We start from the raw sequence: 19,658 nt of genomic DNA on the forward strand, positions 1-19,658 counted from the left end.
CGGATTCAGGCCCCTGTGAACGCACCGTGAACGGGCATACACAGAGGCCTGAATTACCGAAAACTATTTGACGTCGATTATTACACGCCGTCCTGGCGGTCCAGCACGCCGGCCAGCGCCTGGTCGAACCCGGAGGCGCGGCCCGCGGAGGCGGTCGGGTCCTGCTGGCGCACGTCGATGACATGGCCGGTCAGCTCGGACAGCAGCACGTCGAGCGAGGTGCGCGCGACGGCCTCGGAGGACAGCAGCGAGCCCGCCGGCTCCTGGCCGAATGCCTTGGTGCGCATGGGCGTCGCGGTGCGCTCGGGGTTGATGCAGTTGACGCGGATGCCGTCGCCCGCCCACTCGTCGGACAGCGCCTGGGTGAGGTTGACCATGGCGGCCTTGGTGGAGGAGTACAGGCTGTACTCGGCGCGGCCGCGGGTGTAGCTGCTGGAGGTGTAGAGCAGCAGCTGGCCCTTGGTCTCGGCGAGGTACTTGTACGAGGAGCGCGCGATCTGCACCGGCGCCAGGTAGTTGACCTTCAGCGCCTCCTCGATGGTGGCGTTGTCGGTCTCGGCGAGCTTGCCGATGCGCAGCACGCCGGCGGTGTTGACGACGTAGTCGATGCGGCCGGTCTCGGCGTACGCCTTGGACAGCGCGTCGTCGACCTCCTCCGGGTTCTCCACGTGGGTGCCGGTGGTGGAGCGGCCGAGGGCGTAGACCTTGGCGCCGTAGGAGGCGGCGAGGTCGCAGATGTCCTTGCCGATGCCGTAGGAGCCGCCGAAGACGACGACGGTCCTGCCGGTCAGCAGCTCGCGGTAGGCCTCCTCGCCGTTCTGCTCGGGCGCGGCCGTGGAGGCGAGCTGGAACAGCTTGTCGGCGATGAAGACGTCGACGGGCTGGGTGACCTTCATGTTGTACTCGTCGCCCGCGACGACGTGGATCGGCACGTCGGGCAGGTACCTGAGCACGACGGAGCAGTCGTCGGTGGCCTGGAAGTTGGGGTCGCCCGCGGCGACCTCGTAGGCGCGCCGGATCGTGGACAGCTTGAACGCCTGCGGGGTCTGGCCGCGGCGCAGCCGGGAGCGGTCCGGGATCTCGGTGATGAACTCGCCGTCCTCGCCGTGCGTGCGCGTGACGATGATGGTGTCCGCGGACGGGATGGCCACGTCCACGGCCTGGTAGCGGTCGAGCGCGGCTACGCAGTCGTCGATGACCCGCTGCGAGAGCAAAGGCCGTACGGCGTCGTGGAACAGGACGTTGAGGTCCTCGCCCTCCGCCAGGCCCTCGCCGAGGGCGGAGATGGCGCGTTCGGTCGTCTCGTTCCGGGTGGCGCCGCCCTCGATGATCCGGGTGACCTTCCGGAACCCGGCCTTGGCGACGATCTTCTCGACGTCGGGCACATAGCCGGGGGCCATCAGCACCATGACCTCGTCGATCGAGTCGGCCTTCTCGAAGGTGGTCAGGGTGTGCTCGATGACTGCCTTGCCGGCGATCTTCAGCAGCTGCTTGGGGATCGACAGACCCACCCGCTGACCGGTACCCCCGGCCAGGATCACTGCGGTGGTACGGGGCTTGGCTATGTGCTGGGACACAGGTGACCTACCTTGGAGCGACTGGGAACTTGCAAATGGTCCCACTTTTGGTTACCGCAATGCAAGGTGAGCGACGGCTGACGCATATGTGCGCGCAACCTGCCATTCACCTTGCGGATGCGGTGGGCCATTGCCGCCACCGATGTACGCCGCCGCGGCCGTGTGCCGCCGCGACCGCTTCGGGCGGCGGTGCCCGAGGACTCTCGCAAGCTCCTTGGAGGACGTCTGGTGAACGGTACGCGACTTCCCGGCGTCCGAGCGCCGTACGACGCCCTTCCGCGGCGGCGGGCGGCACGCTGCACCGCGCCTGTGCGGCCGCTTCGGGGGCGATGAGGGACGCCTCACACCGGGCCGGCGCCGGTCGCCCGGGCCCGACTCCGCGCGATCTTCACGCCGTTTGCGGAATTCACGGAATTCCCCATCGAGTTTCCGCGACATTTCCGTCTCGGCGAGGACGAGGGACCTGTTCCCCCTCCGGCGCCCTCCCTCCGGACGCGCGCCGGCCCGGGGAATACGCCGCCGAACCCGCCGCCGAGCCCGCCCCCGGCGACCGAGCCGCCGGCCACCGTGCCGGGAACCACGAGCCGGGAACCACGAGCCGGGGGCACGGCGAGGAACCGTCCTCGCCGTGCCCCCTACGCCTCGCCCGTCCCGGCGCCGGCTGCCCCGACATCCCCTCCCGACGCACCGGGGGCGGCAACCGGCGAACCGTCAGAACGGCTCGAAGTCGTCGAACTCCCGCTGTGCCTCGTCCAGTTCGGCCTGCCGCTCCCGACGGCGCTGCACCGCGGGCCGGGGCGCCTCGAAGCGGTGGTCCTCGCCGCGGCGGCCGAGCATCTCGGCGCCGGAGGTGAGGGACGGCTCCCAGTCGAAGACGACGGCGTTCTCCTCGGGGCCGATGGCCACGCCGTCCCCGGCCCGGGCGCCGGCCTTGACCAGCTGCTCCTCCACGCCGAGCCGGTTGAGCCGGTCGGCGAGATAGCCGACGGCCTCGTCGTTGTTGAAGTCGGTCTGCCGCACCCAGCGCTCCGGCTTCTCGCCGCGCACCCGGAACAGGCCGTCCTCCTCGCGGGTGACGGTGAAGCCCGCGTCGTCCACGGCCCTGGGCCGGATGACGATGCGGGTCGCCTCCTCCCTGGGCTTGGCCGCACGCGCCTGCGCGACCAGCTCGGCGAGGGCGTACGACAGCTCCTTCAGGCCGATGTGCGCGACGGCCGACACCTCGAAGACGCGGTAGCCGCGCGCCTCGAGATCGGGCCGGACCATCTCCGCGAGGTCCTTGCCGTCCGGTACGTCGATCTTGTTCAGCACGACCAGACGCGGCCGGTTGTCCAGGCCGCCGTACTCCCGCAGCTCCGCCTCGATGACGTCGAGGTCGGAGACGGGGTCGCGGTCGGACTCCAGGGTGGCCGTGTCCAGGACGTGCACCAGCACACTGCACCGCTCGACGTGCCGCAGGAACTCCAGGCCGAGGCCCTTGCCCTGGCTGGCGCCGGGGATGAGACCGGGGACGTCGGCGATGGTGTAGACGGTGGAGCCGGCGGTGACGACGCCCAGGTTCGGGACCAGGGTCGTGAAGGGGTAGTCGGCGATCTTCGGCTTGGCGGCGGAGAGCACCGAGATCAGCGACGACTTGCCGGCGCTCGGATATCCGACCAGCGCCACGTCCGCGACGGTCTTCAGCTCCAGCACGATGTCCTGGAGGTCGCCGGGCTCGCCGAGCAGCGCGAAGCCGGGGGCCTTGCGCCGGGCGGAGGCCAGCGCGGCGTTCCCGAGCCCGCCCCGGCCGCCCTGGGCGGCGACGTACGACGTGCCGTGCCCGACCAGGTCGGCGAGCACGTTGCCCGCCTTGTCGAGCACGACGGTGCCGTCCGGCACGGGCAGGACCAGGTCCTGGCCGTCCTTGCCGGAGCGGTTGCCGCCCTCGCCGGGCTTGCCGTTGGTGGCCTTGCGGTGCGGGGAGTGGTGGTAGTCGAGCAGCGTGGTCACGGACTGGTCGACGGTGAGGACGACGTCCCCGCCGCGCCCGCCGTTGCCGCCGTCCGGGCCGCCGAGCGGCTTGAACTTCTCACGATGGACGGAGGCACAGCCGTGGCCTCCGTTACCCGCGGCGACATGCAGCTCGACGCGGTCCACGAAGGTGGTCATGATTCAGTGCCTCCAGGAACTTAACGACAGGTGTCTCTTGCGTAACACGCGAAAGGCGGACCCGCTTCCCGCCCGGGGAAGTGAGGTCCGCCTCGCGAAGTGTCCGATCAGGCGACCGGAACGATGTTCACGACCTTGCGGCCACGGTGGGTGCCGAACTCCACCGCACCGGCCTGCAGAGCGAACAGCGTGTCGTCGCCGCCGCGGCCGACGCCCGAGCCCGGGTGGAAGTGGGTGCCGCGCTGGCGGACCAGGATCTCACCCGCGTTGACGACCTGACCGCCGAAGCGCTTCACGCCGAGCCGCTGGGCGTTGGAGTCGCGACCGTTCCGGGTGGACGATGCGCCCTTCTTGTGTGCCATGTCTCCTCAGTCCCTTACTTCGCAGCCGCGGGGATCTCAGTGACCTTGATCGCCGTGTACTGCTGGCGGTGGCCCTGACGACGGCGGTAGCCGGTCTTGTTCTTGTAGCGCAGAATGTCGATCTTCTGGCCCTTGTGGTGGTCCACGACCTCGGCCTGGACCTTGATGCCGGCCAGCACCCACGGGTCGCTGGTCACAGCGTCGCCGTCGACAACGAGCAGGGTCGAGAGCTCGACCGTGTCGCCAACCTTGGCGGTGGAAATCTTGTCAACCTCAACGATGTCGCCGACAGCAACCTTGTGCTGGCGACCACCGCTGCGCACGATGGCGTACACGCGGATCTCTCTTTCGCTCGGAGAACGGCACCCCCGCAGGCCAGCCGCCCGGGCACGAACACGGACGGCCTCTCCCGACCGACCCGACGGACGGGCACCCGGGAGGAAGAGGTTTACGGGGATGTGGCGCGCCATCCATGGACACGCCGACGGTCAAGGTTACGGGGCCGCGCCCGAGAGGGTCAAACCGGGCCGGGCCCCACGGGTGTGCGGCCGGTCACTGCGACCGGCCGCACGGCTCCGTCAAGCGGCGGTGATCAGTCCTCGTCGGTGGAGGCCGACACCGACGGCGTCGCCTGCTCCGCCGCCGACGTCTTCTTCGCCGTCGCCTTCTTCGTGGTGGCCTTCTTGGCCGTGGCCTTCTTCGCGGCCGTCTTCTTCGTCGCCGCCGTCTTCTTGGTCGCGGCCTTCTTCGCCGTGGCCTTCTTGGCGGTCTTGCGCGCGGCCGTCTTCTTGGCCGGGGCCGTCTCCTCGGCCGCCTCGGGCTCGGCGGCGGGCTCCGGCTCGGCGGCCTCGGCCGGCTGCGCCGACGGGACCACCACGACGGCGGCCTCCACCGGGGCGGTCGGCGCGGTCGCCTTGCGCACCGCGCGGCGGCGCGGACGGGCCGGGGCCTGTGCCACCGGCTCGGCGGCCGGCTCAGGAGCCGGCTCGGCGGCCGGTACGGCCTCCGGCTCCGAGGCCGCGGGGGCCGCCGGCTCCACGACCGTCACCACGGCCGCGTCCGGCGACGCCGAAGGCGGCGAACCGGCCGGCGCGGTCGCCTTGCGGGTGGCCCGGCGACGGGTGCGGCCCTTGGGCACGGCCTCCTCGGCGGGGGCCTCGGCCGGGGCCGGGGCCTCGACGACCGGGTCCTCGACGGCGACCGGCTCGGCGTGCGCCTCGGCGGCCGGCTCCGGCAGCACCGGGCGCGCGACCTCCTCCTCGACCGACACGTCCTGCGCCGTCGGCGCCTGTTCCGGGGCCTGCTCCGGCGCCTCGTGACGCGGCGCGCCCGCCGGGGCGGACGCCCGACGGCTCGCCCGGCGCCGGGAACGGCCCCGGGTCGCCGCCGCCTCGGCCTCGGCGACGCTGCTGTACAGCTCCTCGTCGGGCGCGAAGTCCGGCGAGGGCAGCGCGACCGGTTCGCCGATCTCCGCGGCGACCTCGGCGGCGGTCTCCGCCTCGTGGCCCACGGCGCCCGTCTCGACGGCCACCGTCTCGTGGACGTGCTCGTGCTGCTCCGCCGGCTCGGCCCCGCCGCGCCCGCGCTTCTTGCGCTTGCCGCCGTTGCCCGCGGCCGACGGCTGCTCCATGTGGACGATGACGCCACGGCCGTTGCAGTGGACGCAGGTCTCGGAGAACGACTCCAGCAGGCCCTGGCCGACCCGCTTGCGGGTCATCTGCACCAGCCCCAGCGAGGTCACCTCGGCCACCTGGTGCTTGGTGCGGTCCCGGCCCAGGCACTCCAGCAGGCGCCGCAGCACCAGGTCCCGGTTGGACTCCAGCACCATGTCGATGAAGTCGATCACGATGATGCCGCCGAGGTCGCGCAGCCGCAGCTGGCGCACGATCTCCTCGGCCGCCTCCAGGTTGTTCCTGGTGACCGTCTCCTCCAGGTTGCCGCCCTGGCCGGTGAACTTGCCGGTGTTGACGTCGATGACGACCATCGCCTCGGTCCGGTCGATCACCAGCGAACCGCCGCTGGGCAGCCAGACCTTGCGGTCGAGCGCCTTGGCGAGCTGCTCGTCGATCCGGTAGGTCGCGAAGACGTCGACCTCGCTGGTCCACCGCGACAGCCGCTCCGCCAGGTCGGGCGCGACGTTCGAGACGTACCCGTGGATCGTCTGCCACGCCTCGTCGCCGCTGACGACGACCTTGGTGAAGTCCTCGTTGAAGATGTCCCGCACGACGCGGACGGTCATGTCCGGCTCGCCGTACAGCAGAGTCGGCGCGTTGCCGCTCTTGGCCTTCTTCTGGATGTCCTCCCACTGCTGCTGCAGCCGCTCGACGTCCCGGCGCAGCTCGTCCTCGCTCGCGCCCTCGGCTGCGGTGCGCACGATGACGCCGGCGTCCTCGGGGACGATCTTCTTGAGGATGGTCTTCAGCCGGGCGCGCTCGGTGTCGGGCAGCTTGCGGCTGATGCCGGTCATCGACCCCTCGGGGACGTAGACCAGGTAGCGGCCGGGGAGGGAGACCTGGCTGGTGAGGCGGGCGCCCTTGTGGCCGATCGGGTCCTTGGTCACCTGCACCAGGACCGACTGGCCGGACTTCAGCGCGGACTCGATGCGGCGCGGCCCGTTGGCCATGCCGAGCGCCTCGAAGTTGACCTCGCCCGCGTACAGCACGGCGTTGCGGCCCTTGCCGATGTCGATGAAGGCGGCCTCCATCGACGGCAGGACGTTCTGCACCTTGCCGAGGTAGACGTTGCCGACGTAGGAGACGGCCTGCTCCTTGTTGACGTAGTGCTCCACGAGCACGCCGTCCTCCAGGACGCCGATCTGCGTACGGTCGCCGTGCTGGCGGACCACCATCACGCGCTCGACGGCCTCGCGGCGGGCCAGGAACTCCGCCTCGGTGATGATCGGGACCCTGCGGCGGCCCTGCTCGCGGCCCTCGCGGCGGCGCTGCTTCTTCGCCTCCAGACGGGTGGAGCCCTTGATGGACTGCACCTCGTCGGACGGCTCGCGCTCGGCCTGCTTGCGCGGCTCGCGGACCTTGACGACCGTGCGCTCGGGGTCGTCGGAGCCGGGCTCGGCGTCGGTGCCGGAGTCACCGGCGCGACGCCTGCGGCGACGGCGGCGACGGCTGCTGGAGCTGGAACCGCCGTTCTCCGCGCCGTGGTCGTCGTGCTCCTCCTCGGCGTCCTCCTCCGCCTGCTCGGCGGTGTCCTCGGCGTCCTGGACGGCCTGCTCGGCGGCGACCTCGTCGCCCTCGCCCTCGCCGTCCTCGTCGCCGTGCTCGCCGTCGGCGGCCTCGCCCCGGCGGCGGCGACGGCCACCGCGGCGGCGGCGCCGGCGCGAACCCGTCTCCTCGCCGTCGTCGCCCTCGGCGGAGTCGTCGGCGGCCTCCTCGGGCTCCTCCTCCGGCTCCTCGTCCTCAACGGGGGCGGGCCGGACGGCGGGCGCCTCGGTCTCGTCGAGGGCGGCGCCCCGGCGCCGGCGGCGGCGCCGCGACCCGGGCTGCTCCTCGGCGGACTCCGGAACCTCCGGCGTCGCCTCCGCCTCCGCCTCCACGGCCTCCTCGGGCTCGGCCGGCTTCGCGGCCTCCACGGCGGCCTCGGCGGCGGCGCGCTCGGGCGTCTGGAACTGGGGCTCGGTGAACACCGGCGGCTGGAACACGGCGACCGCGGGCCGCGCCGGACGACGCGGCGACTCGGCCTCCGCGGCGGCGGCCCGGCGCGCGTCGGCCTTCGGCTCGGCGAAGCCGGTGGCGGCCTTGCGCACGACCCGGCGGCGCGAGCGGCGCGTGGCGCCCTCCGCCTCGGGGGCGGGCTCGTCGGCCACGGCGGCGGGGGCGGACTCGGACGTCCGGGTCTCGGACGTCCGGGTCTCGGACGCGGACTCTTCCGCGGCGGGCGTCACCCCGCGCGTGGCACGGCGGCGGGCGCGGGGAGCGGGCGCGGGCTCCGCGACGGCTTCGACGGCCTCCACGGGGGGCTGCGCCGGCTCGGCGACGGCCTCGACCTCGGCTTCGGCAGCCGTCCCCTCCGGGGTCCCGGCGGGCGCGGTCGCCCGACGGGTGGCGCGGCGGCGCGTCGGGGGGGCGGGGGCGGGGGCGGGCTCTTCGGCGGGGACGGACTCCTCCGCGGGGGCGCTCTTCGCCGCCGCGGCGGTCTCGGCGGCCGGCTCTGCGGGGACCGGCTCTGCGGGGACCGGCTCTGTGGGCGCCACGATCTCGGCGGCCTCCGGCGCCCCGGCGGGCGCCGACGCGCGGCGGACGGCCCGGCGGCGCGGACGCGCCGGGGCGGCGTCGTCGCCGCCCTCCGTCGGAGCCTCGGCCCCGGCCGGGGCGGGCGCCGCGGTGGCGGCGGCCTCGGCGGCCGGCACCACGGTCTCGGCGCTCTCCGCGGCGGCCTGCGCGGACGTCCCGGCGGGTGCGGACACGCGGCGCGTGACACGGCGGCGGGCGCGGGGAGCGGGCGCCGCCTCCGCGACGGCCGGCTCCCCTGCCCCGGTGGTCTCCTCGGCGAGGTCCGCGGGCTCGGCCGCGGCCACCGCGGGCGCGACCGTCTCGGCGGGCGCGCCGGTGGCGGCGGGGGGGCCCGCCGGACGTGAAGCGGCCCTGCGCCGACGACGCGGCGGCAGGGTGTCGCTGGGTGTGTTGAGTTCGGAACCTTCGGTGGGTTCGGTCGGCTCGAGCATGCGGGCGTTTCTCCCGTCAGGCTCCCGGGCGCCGCACCTGGTCCGGCGGGTATGCCGGTGACGTCCGCGGCTCGCGCGATGCGCGACTGCCGCCGTCCGGGGCGCGGGCGCCGCTCGGGAGCTCTCTGTAGTCCTGTCTCGCCGGTTCCGTCCGCTCGATTTGCGGACGGCCTGGCGAAAGTCTTTTAGGTCGGTGCGCTGCCCGACCCAGGTGGCTCCCGAGTACGAGGGCGGCGCTACGACGTCCGTCCCTACGCGGAACCTTCCGGCGTCGGCGCCTTCGCGGCGGCAGCCGGGGCGGCCGTTGGGGCCGCTGCTGCCTCGCGGTCGGGCGCGAGCGGGTCGGTCACCGTGCCGGTCTCTTCATCGAACAGCCCCTGCGCCAGCCTGGTCACCGCTACCGGGACCGGCGGCGCCAGGTCGGCCACGGCGCGGAGACCGGACAGGACGTCGTCGGGTCGTACGGCAGGCGTCACGTGCCGAACAACCAGCCGCAGTATCGCACAGGGCTGGTCGCTCGGCCTATCAGCCTGCGCAAGCGCTGCGGATCCGTCGGGTCCGCCGAGGCACTCCAGGCTCGCCACGGCCGGGCGGGCGTCGAAGGTGCGCATGCCGTTCTTGGTCAGCCGCTGCACCTCGACGGCGCCGGCCGCGTTGAACGCGGCCACCGCGTGGGCGGCGTCCGCCGGGTCCACGCCGGTCAGCCGCAGCTCCCAGACGGAGGCCGTCAGCCGGTCGGCGAGGCCGGAGGTCCGGGCCTCGACCGCCTCGACGATGTCGAGCCCGGCGGGCAGCGACTCGTCGAGGAGTTCGCGCAGTTTCTCGGGATCGCGCGCTTCGGTGAGCGCGATCTCCAGGTACTCCGCCTCACTGCCCGTGCCGGTGGGTGCGGCATTGGCGTACGACACCTTCGGGTGCGGGGTGAACCCCGCCGAGTACGCCATGGGCACCTCGGCGCGGCGCAGCGCACGCTCGAAGGCGCGCTGGAAGTCACGGTGGCTGGTGAACCGGAGGCGGCCGCGCTTGGTGTAGCGCAGACGGACGCGCTGCACCGCGGGTGCCGGCGGCGGGCCTTCGGGCTGTCGCTTGCCCAGTGTCGTCAGTCCTTCGTGAGTGCGGTCGTACTCCTACCAAGAGTACGTGCCGCGCCGGGCTTCGGTTCCCGCGCCTTCCCACCGGTGACGTCGGAGAGGACCGGAAAACGATCCAGCATTCTCTGAATTCAGGATTCCCTGTACTATCACGCCGTGCTGACTGTTGCCTCCGACATCGACGTGCTGGCCCGGTTCGGCCGCGCGCTCGCCGACCCGATCCGCTGCCGCATCCTGCTCGCCCTGCGCGCGGCCCCCGCCTACCCGGCCGATCTCGCCGAGACCCTCGGCGTGTCCCGTACCCGGCTGTCGAACCACCTGGCGTGCCTGCGGGACTGCGGCCTGGTCGTCACCGTGCCCGACGGCCGCCGCACCCGCTACGAACTCGCCGACGAGCGGCTCGGCCACGCGCTCGACGACCTGCGCGCCGCCGTGGTGGCCGTCGAGACCGACCGCACCTGCCAAGACGCCGACACGAAGGGCTGCTGCTGATGACCGCCGGGACATCCATGTCCCTCGGGCCGTCCCCGGCCCGCCGCGACGCGCTCACCCGGCGCATACGGCTGCTCGTCGCGGCCACCATCGCCTACAACGTCGTCGAGGCGGTCGTCGCCATCACGGCCGGCACCATCGCCTCCTCCACCGCCCTGATCGGCTTCGGCCTGGACTCCGTCGTCGAGGTCTCCTCGGCCGCCGCCGTCGCCTGGCAGTTCTCCGCCGCCGACCACGCCTTACGCGAGGCACGCGAGCGGACCACGCTGCGGATCATCGCCGTCTCGTTCTTCGTGCTGGCCGCCTACGTGACCGTCGACGCCGCCCGAGCGCTCACCGGCGCCGGCGAGGCCGAGCGTTCGGTCCCCGGCATCGTGCTGGCCGCGCTCTCCGTCGCCGTCATGCCGTTCCTGTCCGCCGCCCAGCGCCGTGCGGGACGGGAACTCGGCTCCGCCTCCGCCGTCGCGGACTCGCGTCAGACCCTGCTGTGCACGTACCTGTCGGCGGTGCTGCTCGTCGGCCTGGTGCTCAACGCCACCCTCGGCTGGGCCTGGGCCGACCCGATCGCCGCCCTGGTCATCGCCGCCATCGCGGTCAAGGAAGGGCGCGACGCCTGGCAGGGCAAGGGATGCTGCGCCCCCTCCGCGATGCCGGTGCGGGCGGTGGACGACGCCTGCGGCTGCCGTCCGGGCTGCGCCTGCTGCGCCTGACCGCCCGCCGGCACGACGCCGTCGCCGGGCAAGAGGGCGACGGCGAAAGGGAGAGGCGCCGGACGGCCTCCCGTCCGGCGCCTCTCCTCGCTCACACCCCTCGGCTCACGCGGAGTTCTTGACCGTCAGCGGCAGCAGCTTCTTGCCCGTCGGGCCGACCTGGATGTGGGTGTCCATCGCGGGGCACACGCCGCAGTCGAAGCACGGCGTCCAGCGGCAGTCCTCGACCTCCGTCTCGTCGAGGGCGTCCTGCCAGTCCTCCCACAGCCAGTCCTTGTCGAGGCCGGAGTCGAGGTGGTCCCAGGGCAGGACCTCCTCGTAGCCGCGCTCGCGGGTGGTGTACCAGTCGACGTCGACGCCGTACGGGGCCAGCGCCTTGGCCGCGCAGTTCATCCAGCGGTCGTAGGAGAAGTGCTCGCGCCAGCCGTCGAAGCGGCCGCCGTCCTCGTAGACGGCCCGGATGACCGCGCCGATGCGGCGGTCGCCGCGGGACAGGAGGCCCTCGACGATGCCGGGCTTGCCGTCGTGGTACCGGAAGCCGATGGAGCGGCCGTACTTCTTGTCGCCGCGGATCTTGTCGCGGAGCTTCTCCAGGCGCGCGTCGGTCTCCTCGGCGGACAGCTGCGGCGCCCACTGGAAGGGCGTGTGCGGCTTGGGCACGAAGCCGCCGATGGAGACGGTGCAGCGGATGTCGTTGGAGCCGGAGACCTCGCGGCCCTTCTGGATGACGCGGGTCGCCATGTCGGCGATCTGCAGGACGTCCTCGTCGGTCTCGGTGGGCAGGCCGCACATGAAGTACAGCTTCACCTGCCGCCAGCCGTTGCCGTACGCGGTGGCGACCGTGCGGATCAGGTCCTCCTCGGAGACCATCTTGTTGATGACCTTCCGCATCCGCTCGGAGCCGCCCTCGGGCGCGAAGGTGAGGCCGGAGCGGCGGCCGTTGCGGGTCAGCTCGTTGGCGAGGTCGACGTTGAAGGCGTCCACGCGGGTCGACGGCAGGGACAGGCCGATCTTGTCGTCCTCGTACCGGTCGGCGAGGCCCTTGGCGATGTCGCCGATCTCGCTGTGGTCGGCGGAGGACAGCGAGAGCAGGCCGACCTCCTCGAAGCCGGTCGCCTTCAGGCCCTTCTCGACCATCTCGCCGATGCCGGTGATGGACCGCTCGCGCACCGGGCGGGTGATCATGCCGGCCTGGCAGAAGCGGCAGCCGCGCGTGCAGCCGCGGAAGATCTCCACCGACATGCGCTCGTGGACGGTCTCGGCGAGCGGGACCAGCGGCTGCTTGGGGTACGGCCACTCGTCCAGGTCCATGACGGTGTGCTTGGACACGCGCCACGGCACGCCGGAGCGGTTGGGCACCACGCGGGCGATGCGGCCGTCGGGCAGGTACTCGACGTCGTAGAAGCCGGGGATGTAGACCCCGCCCGTCTTCGCGAGCCGGAGCAGGACCTCCTCGCGTCCGCCGGGGCGGCCCTCGGCCTTCCACTCGCGGATGATGCGGGTCATGTCGAGGACGGCCTGCTCGCCGTCGCCGATGACCGCGGCGTCGATGAAGTCGGCGATCGGCTCGGGGTTGAAGGCGGCGTGGCCGCCCGCGAGGACGATCGGGTCGTCGATCGTGCGGTCCTTGGACTCCAGCGGGATGCCCGCGAGGTCCAGGGCCGTGAGCATGTTGGTGTAGCCCAGCTCGGTGGAGAAGCTGAGGCCGAAGACGTCGAACGCCTTGACCGGGCGGTGGCCGTCCACGGTGAACTGCGGGACGCCGTGGTCGCGCATCAGCTGTTCGAGGTCCGGCCAGACGCTGTAGGTGCGCTCGGCGAGGACGCCGTCCTGTTCGTTGAGCACCTCGTAGAGGATCATGACGCCCTGGTTGGGCAGACCGACCTCGTAGGCGTCGGGGTACATCAGCGCCCAGCGGACGTCACAGGACTCCCACGGCTTGACCGTGGAGTTGAGCTCGCCTCCGACGTACTGGATCGGCTTCTGCACGTGCGGGAGCAAGGCTTCGAGCTGCGGGAAGACCGACTCGACAGACATCGCGGGGTACCTTCGTGAGCTGGCTGGGGTGACTGGGGTGACCATCAAGCCTAACCCGCCCGGCGGCACGCTCGGACCGCCGCGTGCCCCGCGCCCCCGGCGGCCCCCGTCACGCGGACAGGGGCCGCTGCATCCGGATCGACTGGAGCAGCCCGACCGCCACCCACACCGAGAACATCGACGATCCGCCGTACGACACGAAGGGCAGCGGCAGGCCGGTGACCGGCATGATGCCGAGGGTCATGCCGATGTTCTCGAACGACTGGAAGGCGAACCAGGCGACGATGCCGGCCGCGACGATCGTGCCGTACAGCTCGGTCGTCTCCAGAGCGATCCGGCAGGCCCGCCACAGCACCACGCCGAGCAGCAGGATGATCAGCCCGCCGCCGACGAAGCCGAGTTCCTCGCCGGCGACGGTGAAGACGAAGTCGGTCTGCTGCTCGGGGACGAACTGGCCGGTGGTCTGGGAGCCCTGGAAGAGGCCGGAGCCGGTGAGCCCGCCGGAGCCGATGGCGATGCGGGCCTGGTTGGTGTTGTAGCCGACGCCGGCCGGGTCGAGTTCGGGGTTGGCGAACGCGGCGAACCGGTTGATCTGGTAGTCGTCCAGGATGTGCAGCTGCCACACGGCGATCGCGCCGAGGGCGCCGGCGCCGATCAGGCCGAAGACCCAGCGGTTGGAGGCGCCGGAGGCGAGCAGCACGCCGAGGACGATGACGACCATCACCATGACCGACCCGAGGTCGGGCATCAGCATCACGATCAGCATCGGCACGGTGGCCAGGCCGAGGGCCTGGAGCACGGTGCGGTGGTCGGGGTGCTGGCGGTCGCCCGCGTCCACCCGCGCGGCCAGCAGCATGGCCATGCCGAGGATGATGGTGACCTTCACGAACTCCGACGGCTGAAGCGAGAAGCCGCCGCCGATGACGATCCAGGAGTGGGCGCCGTTGACGGTGCTGCCGAGCGGGGTGAGCACGAGCAGCACCAGGAAGACCGAGGCGCCGTAGAGCAGCGGCACGGCCGTGCGCAGCATCCGGTGGCCGAACCAGACGGTGCCGATCATCAGGGCGAACCCGATGCCGGTGTTGAGCAGGTGCCGGACCAGGAAGTAGTAGGGGTCGCCCTGGTTGATGTCGGTGCGGTTGCGGGTGGCGGAGTAGACCAGGACGGAACCGATCAGGGACAGGGCCAGCGCCGCGAGCAGTATCGGCCAGTCCAGCCGGCGGGCGGGCGAGTCGCGGGCGAGCAGCCGCGTCCAGCCGGAGCGCTCGGGTCCGTATCCGGAGACCTGGAAGGTGTTCGCGCCGGTCATGTGAGCGTCCTCCGGCTTCCCCTGCGGCGCCTGCGCGTGTCGCGGTTCTCGGGGCTGGGCGTGCGCACCGTCGCCGGCGCCTGGGCCTGTTCGACGGCGCCCTCGGGCGGCTGCTGGCCGGCCCGCTGTTCCTTCGCGGGGTCCTTGGAGATCTTGGGCGCACTGATGGAGCCGTCGGCGTGGACCTTGGGGAGGTTCTTCTGCGGGGTGGGCAGCAGGGCGTTCTTCTCGTTGATGGTGCCGTCGTCGGAGACGCCGTAGAGGGCGTCGTAGATGTTGCGGACGGCGGGGCCGGAGGCGCCGGAGCCGGTGCCGCCCTGGGAGATGGTCATGACGACGGCGTAGTCGTCGGTGTAGGTGGCGAACCAGGACGTGGTCTGCTTGCCGTAGACCTCGGCGGTGCCGGTCTTGGCGTGCATGGGGATCTCGTCCTGCGGCCAGCCGCCGAAGCGCCAGGCGGCGGTGCCGCGGGTGGCGACGCCTTCGAGGGCGTCGTCCATCTGGGCGAGGGTCCGCTTGTTGACCGGGAGCCTGCCGTGGGCCTCGGGCTCGATCTCCTCGACCCGCTTGCCGTCGGCGCTGATGACGGCCTTGCCGACGGTGGGGTTGTAGAGGGTGCCGCCGTTGGAGATGGCCGCGTAGATGGTGGCCATCTGGATCGGCGTCACGAGGGTGTCGCCCTGGCCGATGGAGTAGTTGATCTCGTCACCGGCGCGCATCTTGTTGCCTTCGAGGCAGTTCTCGTAGGCGATCTTCTCGACGTAGTCGCCGTCCTTCTTGCCGGTCTTGCACCAGGCGTCCTTGTTGGCCTGCCAGTACGACTGCTTCCACTCGCGGTCGGGCACGCGGCCGGCGACCTCGTTGGGCAGGTCGATGCCGGTCTCCTTGCCGAGGCCGAACTGGTGGGCGGCCTTGTAGAACCAGTCGTTGGGCTTCTTCTTGGGGTTGATGCCGCCGTCCTTCTGCCACTCGCTGTGCGCGAGGCGGTAGTAGACGGTGTCGCAGGAGACCTCCAGGGCGCGGCCGAGGTCGATGGCGCCGTGGTTCTGCGACTCGAAGTTCTTGAAGACCTGCCCGCCGACCGAGTAGGAGCTGGAGCACTCGTAGCGGCCGTCGAAGTCGTAGCCCGCCTGCACCGCGGCGGCCGTGGAGACCACCTTGAAGATGGAGCCGGGGGCGGCCTGACCCTGTATGGCCCGGTTGAGCAGGGGGTAGTTGGAGGACTTGCCGGTGAGCCGCCGGTAGTCCTTGGCGGAGATGCCGCCGACCCAGGCGTTGGGGTCGTACGTCGGGTTGGACGCCATGGCGACGACGCGGCCGGTCCGCGCCTCCATCACGACGACGGCGCCCGAGTCGGCCTTGTAGCGCTGGTTGGTGTTGCGGTCCCAGCCCTTGCGGGCGTCCTTCATCGCCTCGTTCAGCTCGTACTCGGCGACCCGCTGCACACGTGCGTCGATGCTGGTGACCAGGTTGGACCCGGCCTGCGCCGGATCGGACTCGGCCTGTCCGATGACCCGCCCGAGGTTGTCGACCTCGTAACGGGTGACGCCGGCCTTGCCGCGCAGCGCCTTGTCGTACTGGCGTTCAAGGCCGCTGCGGCCGACCTGGTCGGAGCGCAGGTACGGGGACTCGGTGTCCTGGGCCTGCTTGATCTCCTCGTCGGTGACCGGGGAGAGGTAGCCGAGGACCTGGGCGGTGTTGGCGGCGCCGGGGCTCGGGTAGCGGCGCACGGCCTGCGGTTCGGCGGTGATGCCGGGGAAGTCCTCGGCGCGCTCGCGGATCTGCAGGGCCTGGCGCGGGGTGGCCTCGTCGGTGATGGGGATGGGCTGGTAGGGCGAGCCGTTCCAGCAGGGCTGCGGCGTCTTGGCGTCGCACAGCCGGACCTTCTCCATGACCTCCGTGGGGGCCATGCCGAGCACGCCGGCGAGCTTGGTGAGGACGGCCTTGCCGTCGTCGTCCATCTTCATCAGCTCGGTGCGGGAGGCGGAGACGACGAGCCGGGTCTCGTTGTCGGCCAGCGGCACGCCGCGGGCGTCGAGGATCGAGCCGCGCACCGCGGGCTGCACGACCTGCTGGACGTGGTTGCCGGAGGCCTCCTTGGCGTACTCGGAGCCCTGCCTGATCTGCAGGTACCAGAGCCGGCCGCCGAGGGTGGCCAGCAGGGAGAGGACGAGAACCTGGATGACGACGAGCCGGGTCTGGACGCGTGGGGTCCGTCCGGTCTCGGGGATGTTGGTCACTGCTGCCCCCTCTCAGTGCGTGGAGATGTCGTGTGCGGCGAACCCGTGCGCGCCGGTCGCCGGCTGCCGTGCCGTCACAGCCGCTTGACCCCCTTGATGCGGCCGGCCCGTGCGACCCGGGCCCTGGCCGCCCTCGCCTTCAGCCCGGACAGGCCGCCGCGCTGGCCTCCGATGCGCAGTCCGGTGCCGGAGGAGAGCCAGCCGGAGGCGATGTCGGTCGCCTGGGCGGCGGAGGTGGCCTCCAGCGGGTCGTTCTCGGCGCGCCGGGCGAGGGCCATGATGCCGGGGACGACGAAGGGCGCGAGGAGCAGGTCGTACAAGGCGGCGGTGAACAGCAGTCCGGGCAGGCCCACATGGCGGGCCGCGGTGTCGCCGACGAGAGCGCCGACGCCCGCGTAGAGCAGGGTGCTGGTGACGGCGGCGGCGACCACCACGGCCATCGGGCCGGTCGCCGACTTCAGCCGGCCGTTCTCCGGTCTGACCAGGCCGGCGAGGTAGCCGACGACGCACAGCACCAGGGCGTAGCGTCCGGCGGCGTGGTCGGCGGGCGGGGCGAGATCGGCGAGCAGTCCGGCGCCGAAGCCGATGAGGGCGCCGCCGACGTGGCCGTAGACCAGGGCGAAGGCCAGCACGGTGAGCAGCAGCAGGTCGGGCACGGCGCCGGGGAGGTGGAGCCGGGCCAGGACGCTGACCTGGACGACCAGGGCGACCACGACCAGCGCGGAGGAGAGCAGGATCCGGTTCAGGCGCATCGGTACGGCTCCCCTACTGGTTCTGCTCTTGCTGGAGTCGCTGTTCGGGCTGCGCCCCGCCGTCGCCGGGCGGCTCGGCGCCCGGGGTGACGGTCACGGTCACGGTGGGGCGCGGGGTGGGCTTGGGCTTGGCGGGCAGCACGGTGTCGCGCGGGTCCTTCTTCGGGGCCTGGACGACGACGCCGACGATGTCGAGCTTGGTGAAGCCGACGTACGGCGTGACGTAGAGGGTGCGGGTGAGGTCGCCGCCGGAGGGGTCGACGCGGGAGACGACGCCGACGGGGACGCCGGGCACGAAGGGCTTGTCGGCCTGCGAGCCGAAGGTGACCAGGCGGTCGCCCTTCTTGATGCGGGCCTTGCCGTTGAGGAGTTCGACGCGCAGCGGGCGGTCGCCCTGGCCGGAGGCGAAGCCGAGTTCGTCGCTGCCCTCCATCCGGGTGCCGACGGTGAAGTCCGGGTCGGTGGCGAGCAGCACGGTGGCGGTGTTCGGGCCGACGGTGGTGACGCGGCCGACGAGTCCGTCGCCGTTGAGGACGGTCATGTCCCGCTCGACGCCGTCGTTGGCGCCGATGTCGATGGTGATCGTCCAGGAGAAGCCCTGCGCGGCTCCTATGGCGATGACCTGGGCGCCCTTGATGCCGTACTGGCCGGCTCCCGCGGTCTTGAGCATCCGGTCGAGCTGGGCGAGCCGGCTGCGGTTGCGGTCGTCGCTGCCGAGCTTCGCCTTCAGGGCCGCGTTCTGCCGTTCGAGTTCGGCGAGCCGGTCGTGGCGTTCACCCGAGTCGCGGATGGCGGCGACGGCGTTGCCGACCGGGTCGACCGCGGAGGCCACGCCGTTCTCGATCGGGCCGAAGACGGTGGCCGCGGCCCGGCGGGCGCCGTCGACCGGTGAGTCCTCCCCGCCCCGGATGTCCACCGTGATCAGCGCGAACGCGATGGCGACCAGCAGCACCAGAAGCAGCCGGCTCTCTCGTGTGTCCCTCACGTGCGGCGGCCGTGCCCTTCCTCATCGGAACTCATGCTTTTGGGGGAGCTCGTGTCTGTGCGTCAGAGAGCTTGTAGGGCTGTGCCGACGATCCGCCGTACGAGCGCGGGAGCGTCCCGTACGGCGGAGTCGGCGGCGCGGGTCATCTGCGCGGCTGGGCGTCGAGCACCTGCTGGAGCGCCTCGAACTCCTCGACGCACTTGCCGGAGCCGAGCGCCACGCTGTCCAGCGGGTCCTCGGCGATGTGGATCGGCATGCCGGTCTCGCGGCGCAGCCGTTCGTCCAGGCCGCGCAGCAGGGCGCCGCCGCCGGTGAGGACGATGCCGCGGTCCATGATGTCGCCGGACAGTTCCGGCGGGCACTTGTCGAGGGTCGTCTTGACCGCGTCGACGATCGCGTTCACGGGCTCCTCGATCGCCTTGCGCACCTCGGCGGCCGAGATGACGACGGTCTTGGGCAGCCCGGAGACGAGGTCGCGGCCGCGGATCTCGGTGTGCTCGTCGGCGTCGAGGTCGTACGCCGAACCGATCGTGATCTTGATCTGTTCGGCCGTGCGTTCGCCCAGCAGGAGCGAGTACTCCTTCTTGACGTGCTGGATGATCGCGTTGTCCAGTTCGTCGCCCGCGACACGGATGGACTGCGCGGTGACGATGCCGCCGAGGGAGATGACCGCGACCTCCGTCGTGCCGCCGCCGATGTCCACCACCATGTTGCCCGTGGCCTCGTGGACCGGCAGGCCGGAGCCGATGGCGGCGGCCATCGGCTCCTCGATGATGTGCACCTGGCGGGCGCCGGCCTGGGACGACGCCTCGATGACGGCACGGCGCTCGACGCCGGTGATGCCCGAGGGCACACAGACGACGACCCGCGGACGGGCGAGATAGCGCCGCTTGTGGATCTTCAGAATGAAGTAGCGCAGCATCCGCTCGGTGATCTCGAAGTCGGCGATGACGCCGTCCTTCAGCGGACGCACCGCGACGATGTTGCCGGGCGTGCGCCCGATCATCTTCTTCGCTTCGGCGCCGACCGCGAGAATGCCACCGGTGTTCGTGTTGATCGCGACGACGGACGGCTCGTTGAGTACGATCCCGCGACCCCTGACGTACACCAGCGTGTTGGCGGTCCCGAGGTCGACAGCCATGTCACGGCCGATGAACGACATTGAGTTCCCCATCAGGATTCGTCTGGCCTTCCCACAGAGCTTTTGAGGGCTTTTCAGGTCGGCGAGGTGGGTGCTGTGACGTGAAGGCTTCCATCGTAAACGCGCCTGCACGGAC

Annotated in this window: 14 protein-coding genes; 2 read left to right on the forward strand and 12 right to left on the reverse strand. The window is 71.9% G+C overall.

The genetic code is table 11. The annotated features are described in order from the left end of the window. Positions 1-80: 80 nt before the first annotated feature. The 6 genes from ACZ6KF_RS02290 to ACZ6KF_RS02315 form a co-directional block, all read right to left on the reverse strand. Positions 81-1,577: a bifunctional cytidylyltransferase/SDR family oxidoreductase gene (locus ACZ6KF_RS02290; RefSeq protein ID WP_356627759.1), complete on the reverse strand. Its 1,497-nt coding sequence runs from the start codon at positions 1,575-1,577 to the stop codon at positions 81-83. Between the two features lie 711 nt (positions 1,578-2,288). After that, the gene (gene obgE / locus ACZ6KF_RS02295; RefSeq protein ID WP_356627760.1) at positions 2,289-3,725 is read right to left on the reverse strand and encodes a GTPase ObgE; all 1,437 of its coding nucleotides are present in this window, start codon (positions 3,723-3,725) and stop codon (positions 2,289-2,291) included. 107 nt (positions 3,726-3,832) lie between these two features. Then, positions 3,833-4,087: a 50S ribosomal protein L27 gene (gene rpmA / locus ACZ6KF_RS02300; protein ID WP_189937709.1), complete on the reverse strand. Its 255-nt coding sequence runs from the start codon at positions 4,085-4,087 to the stop codon at positions 3,833-3,835. Positions 4,088-4,101: 14 nt separating this feature from the next. Continuing rightward, complete coding sequence (rplU, locus tag ACZ6KF_RS02305; protein WP_004931419.1) at positions 4,102-4,422, reverse strand: 50S ribosomal protein L21; 321 nt, start codon at positions 4,420-4,422, stop codon at positions 4,102-4,104. Between the two features lie 257 nt (positions 4,423-4,679). Beyond that, a complete protein-coding gene (locus ACZ6KF_RS02310; protein ID WP_469236887.1) occupies positions 4,680-8,765 on the reverse strand; it encodes an Rne/Rng family ribonuclease in 4,086 nt (1,361 codons plus the stop codon). Between the two features lie 251 nt (positions 8,766-9,016). Next, positions 9,017-9,817, reverse strand: coding sequence for a TIGR03936 family radical SAM-associated protein (locus ACZ6KF_RS02315; RefSeq protein WP_356637509.1), 801 nt, complete (start codon positions 9,815-9,817; stop codon positions 9,017-9,019). Positions 9,818-10,012: 195 nt separating this feature from the next. On the opposite strand from ACZ6KF_RS02315, the gene ACZ6KF_RS02320 reads away from it, so the two are divergent. Together ACZ6KF_RS02320 and ACZ6KF_RS02325 are read left to right on the forward strand one after the other, a co-directional pair. Beyond that, positions 10,013-10,348 (forward strand): ArsR/SmtB family transcription factor, encoded by a 336-nt coding sequence (locus tag ACZ6KF_RS02320; RefSeq protein WP_356637511.1) that lies wholly within the window; start codon positions 10,013-10,015, stop codon positions 10,346-10,348. Next, entirely contained in the window at positions 10,348-11,058 is a 711-nt protein-coding gene (locus ACZ6KF_RS02325) for a cation efflux transmembrane domain-containing protein (protein WP_469236889.1), read from the forward strand. The genes ACZ6KF_RS02320 and ACZ6KF_RS02325 overlap by 1 nt, the downstream gene beginning before the upstream one ends. 105 nt (positions 11,059-11,163) lie before the next feature. On the opposite strand, the gene ACZ6KF_RS02330 is transcribed toward ACZ6KF_RS02325, so the two are convergent. The 6 genes from ACZ6KF_RS02330 to ACZ6KF_RS02355 all read right to left on the reverse strand — a co-directional run bounded on the left by ACZ6KF_RS02330 (position 11,164) and on the right by ACZ6KF_RS02355 (position 19,543). Then, positions 11,164-13,095 carry a TIGR03960 family B12-binding radical SAM protein gene (locus tag ACZ6KF_RS02330; protein WP_469174581.1) on the reverse strand — a complete coding sequence of 644 codons (1,932 nt, stop codon included), beginning with the start codon at positions 13,093-13,095 and terminating at the stop codon, positions 11,164-11,166. Positions 13,096-13,204: 109 nt separating this feature from the next. After that, positions 13,205-14,404: a rod shape-determining protein RodA gene (gene rodA / locus ACZ6KF_RS02335; RefSeq protein ID WP_469158523.1), complete on the reverse strand. Its 1,200-nt coding sequence runs from the start codon at positions 14,402-14,404 to the stop codon at positions 13,205-13,207. Continuing rightward, a complete protein-coding gene (mrdA, locus tag ACZ6KF_RS02340; RefSeq protein ID WP_469236892.1) occupies positions 14,401-16,644 on the reverse strand; it encodes a penicillin-binding protein 2 in 2,244 nt (747 codons plus the stop codon). Before mrdA ends, rodA begins: the two co-directional genes overlap by 4 nt. A 74-nt stretch (positions 16,645-16,718) precedes the next feature. After that, complete coding sequence (mreD, locus tag ACZ6KF_RS02345) at positions 16,719-17,396, reverse strand: rod shape-determining protein MreD (RefSeq protein ID WP_356631647.1); 678 nt, start codon at positions 17,394-17,396, stop codon at positions 16,719-16,721. Between the two features lie 13 nt (positions 17,397-17,409). Then, entirely contained in the window at positions 17,410-18,381 is a 972-nt protein-coding gene (gene mreC, locus ACZ6KF_RS02350; RefSeq protein ID WP_356631645.1) for a rod shape-determining protein MreC, read from the reverse strand. A gap of 142 nt (positions 18,382-18,523) precedes the next feature. Further along, entirely contained in the window at positions 18,524-19,543 is a 1,020-nt protein-coding gene (locus ACZ6KF_RS02355; protein ID WP_019325389.1) for a rod shape-determining protein, read from the reverse strand. Positions 19,544-19,658 lie beyond the last annotated feature (115 nt).

The sequence above is a fragment of the Streptomyces sp. NPDC046379 genome, from assembly GCF_055587785.1.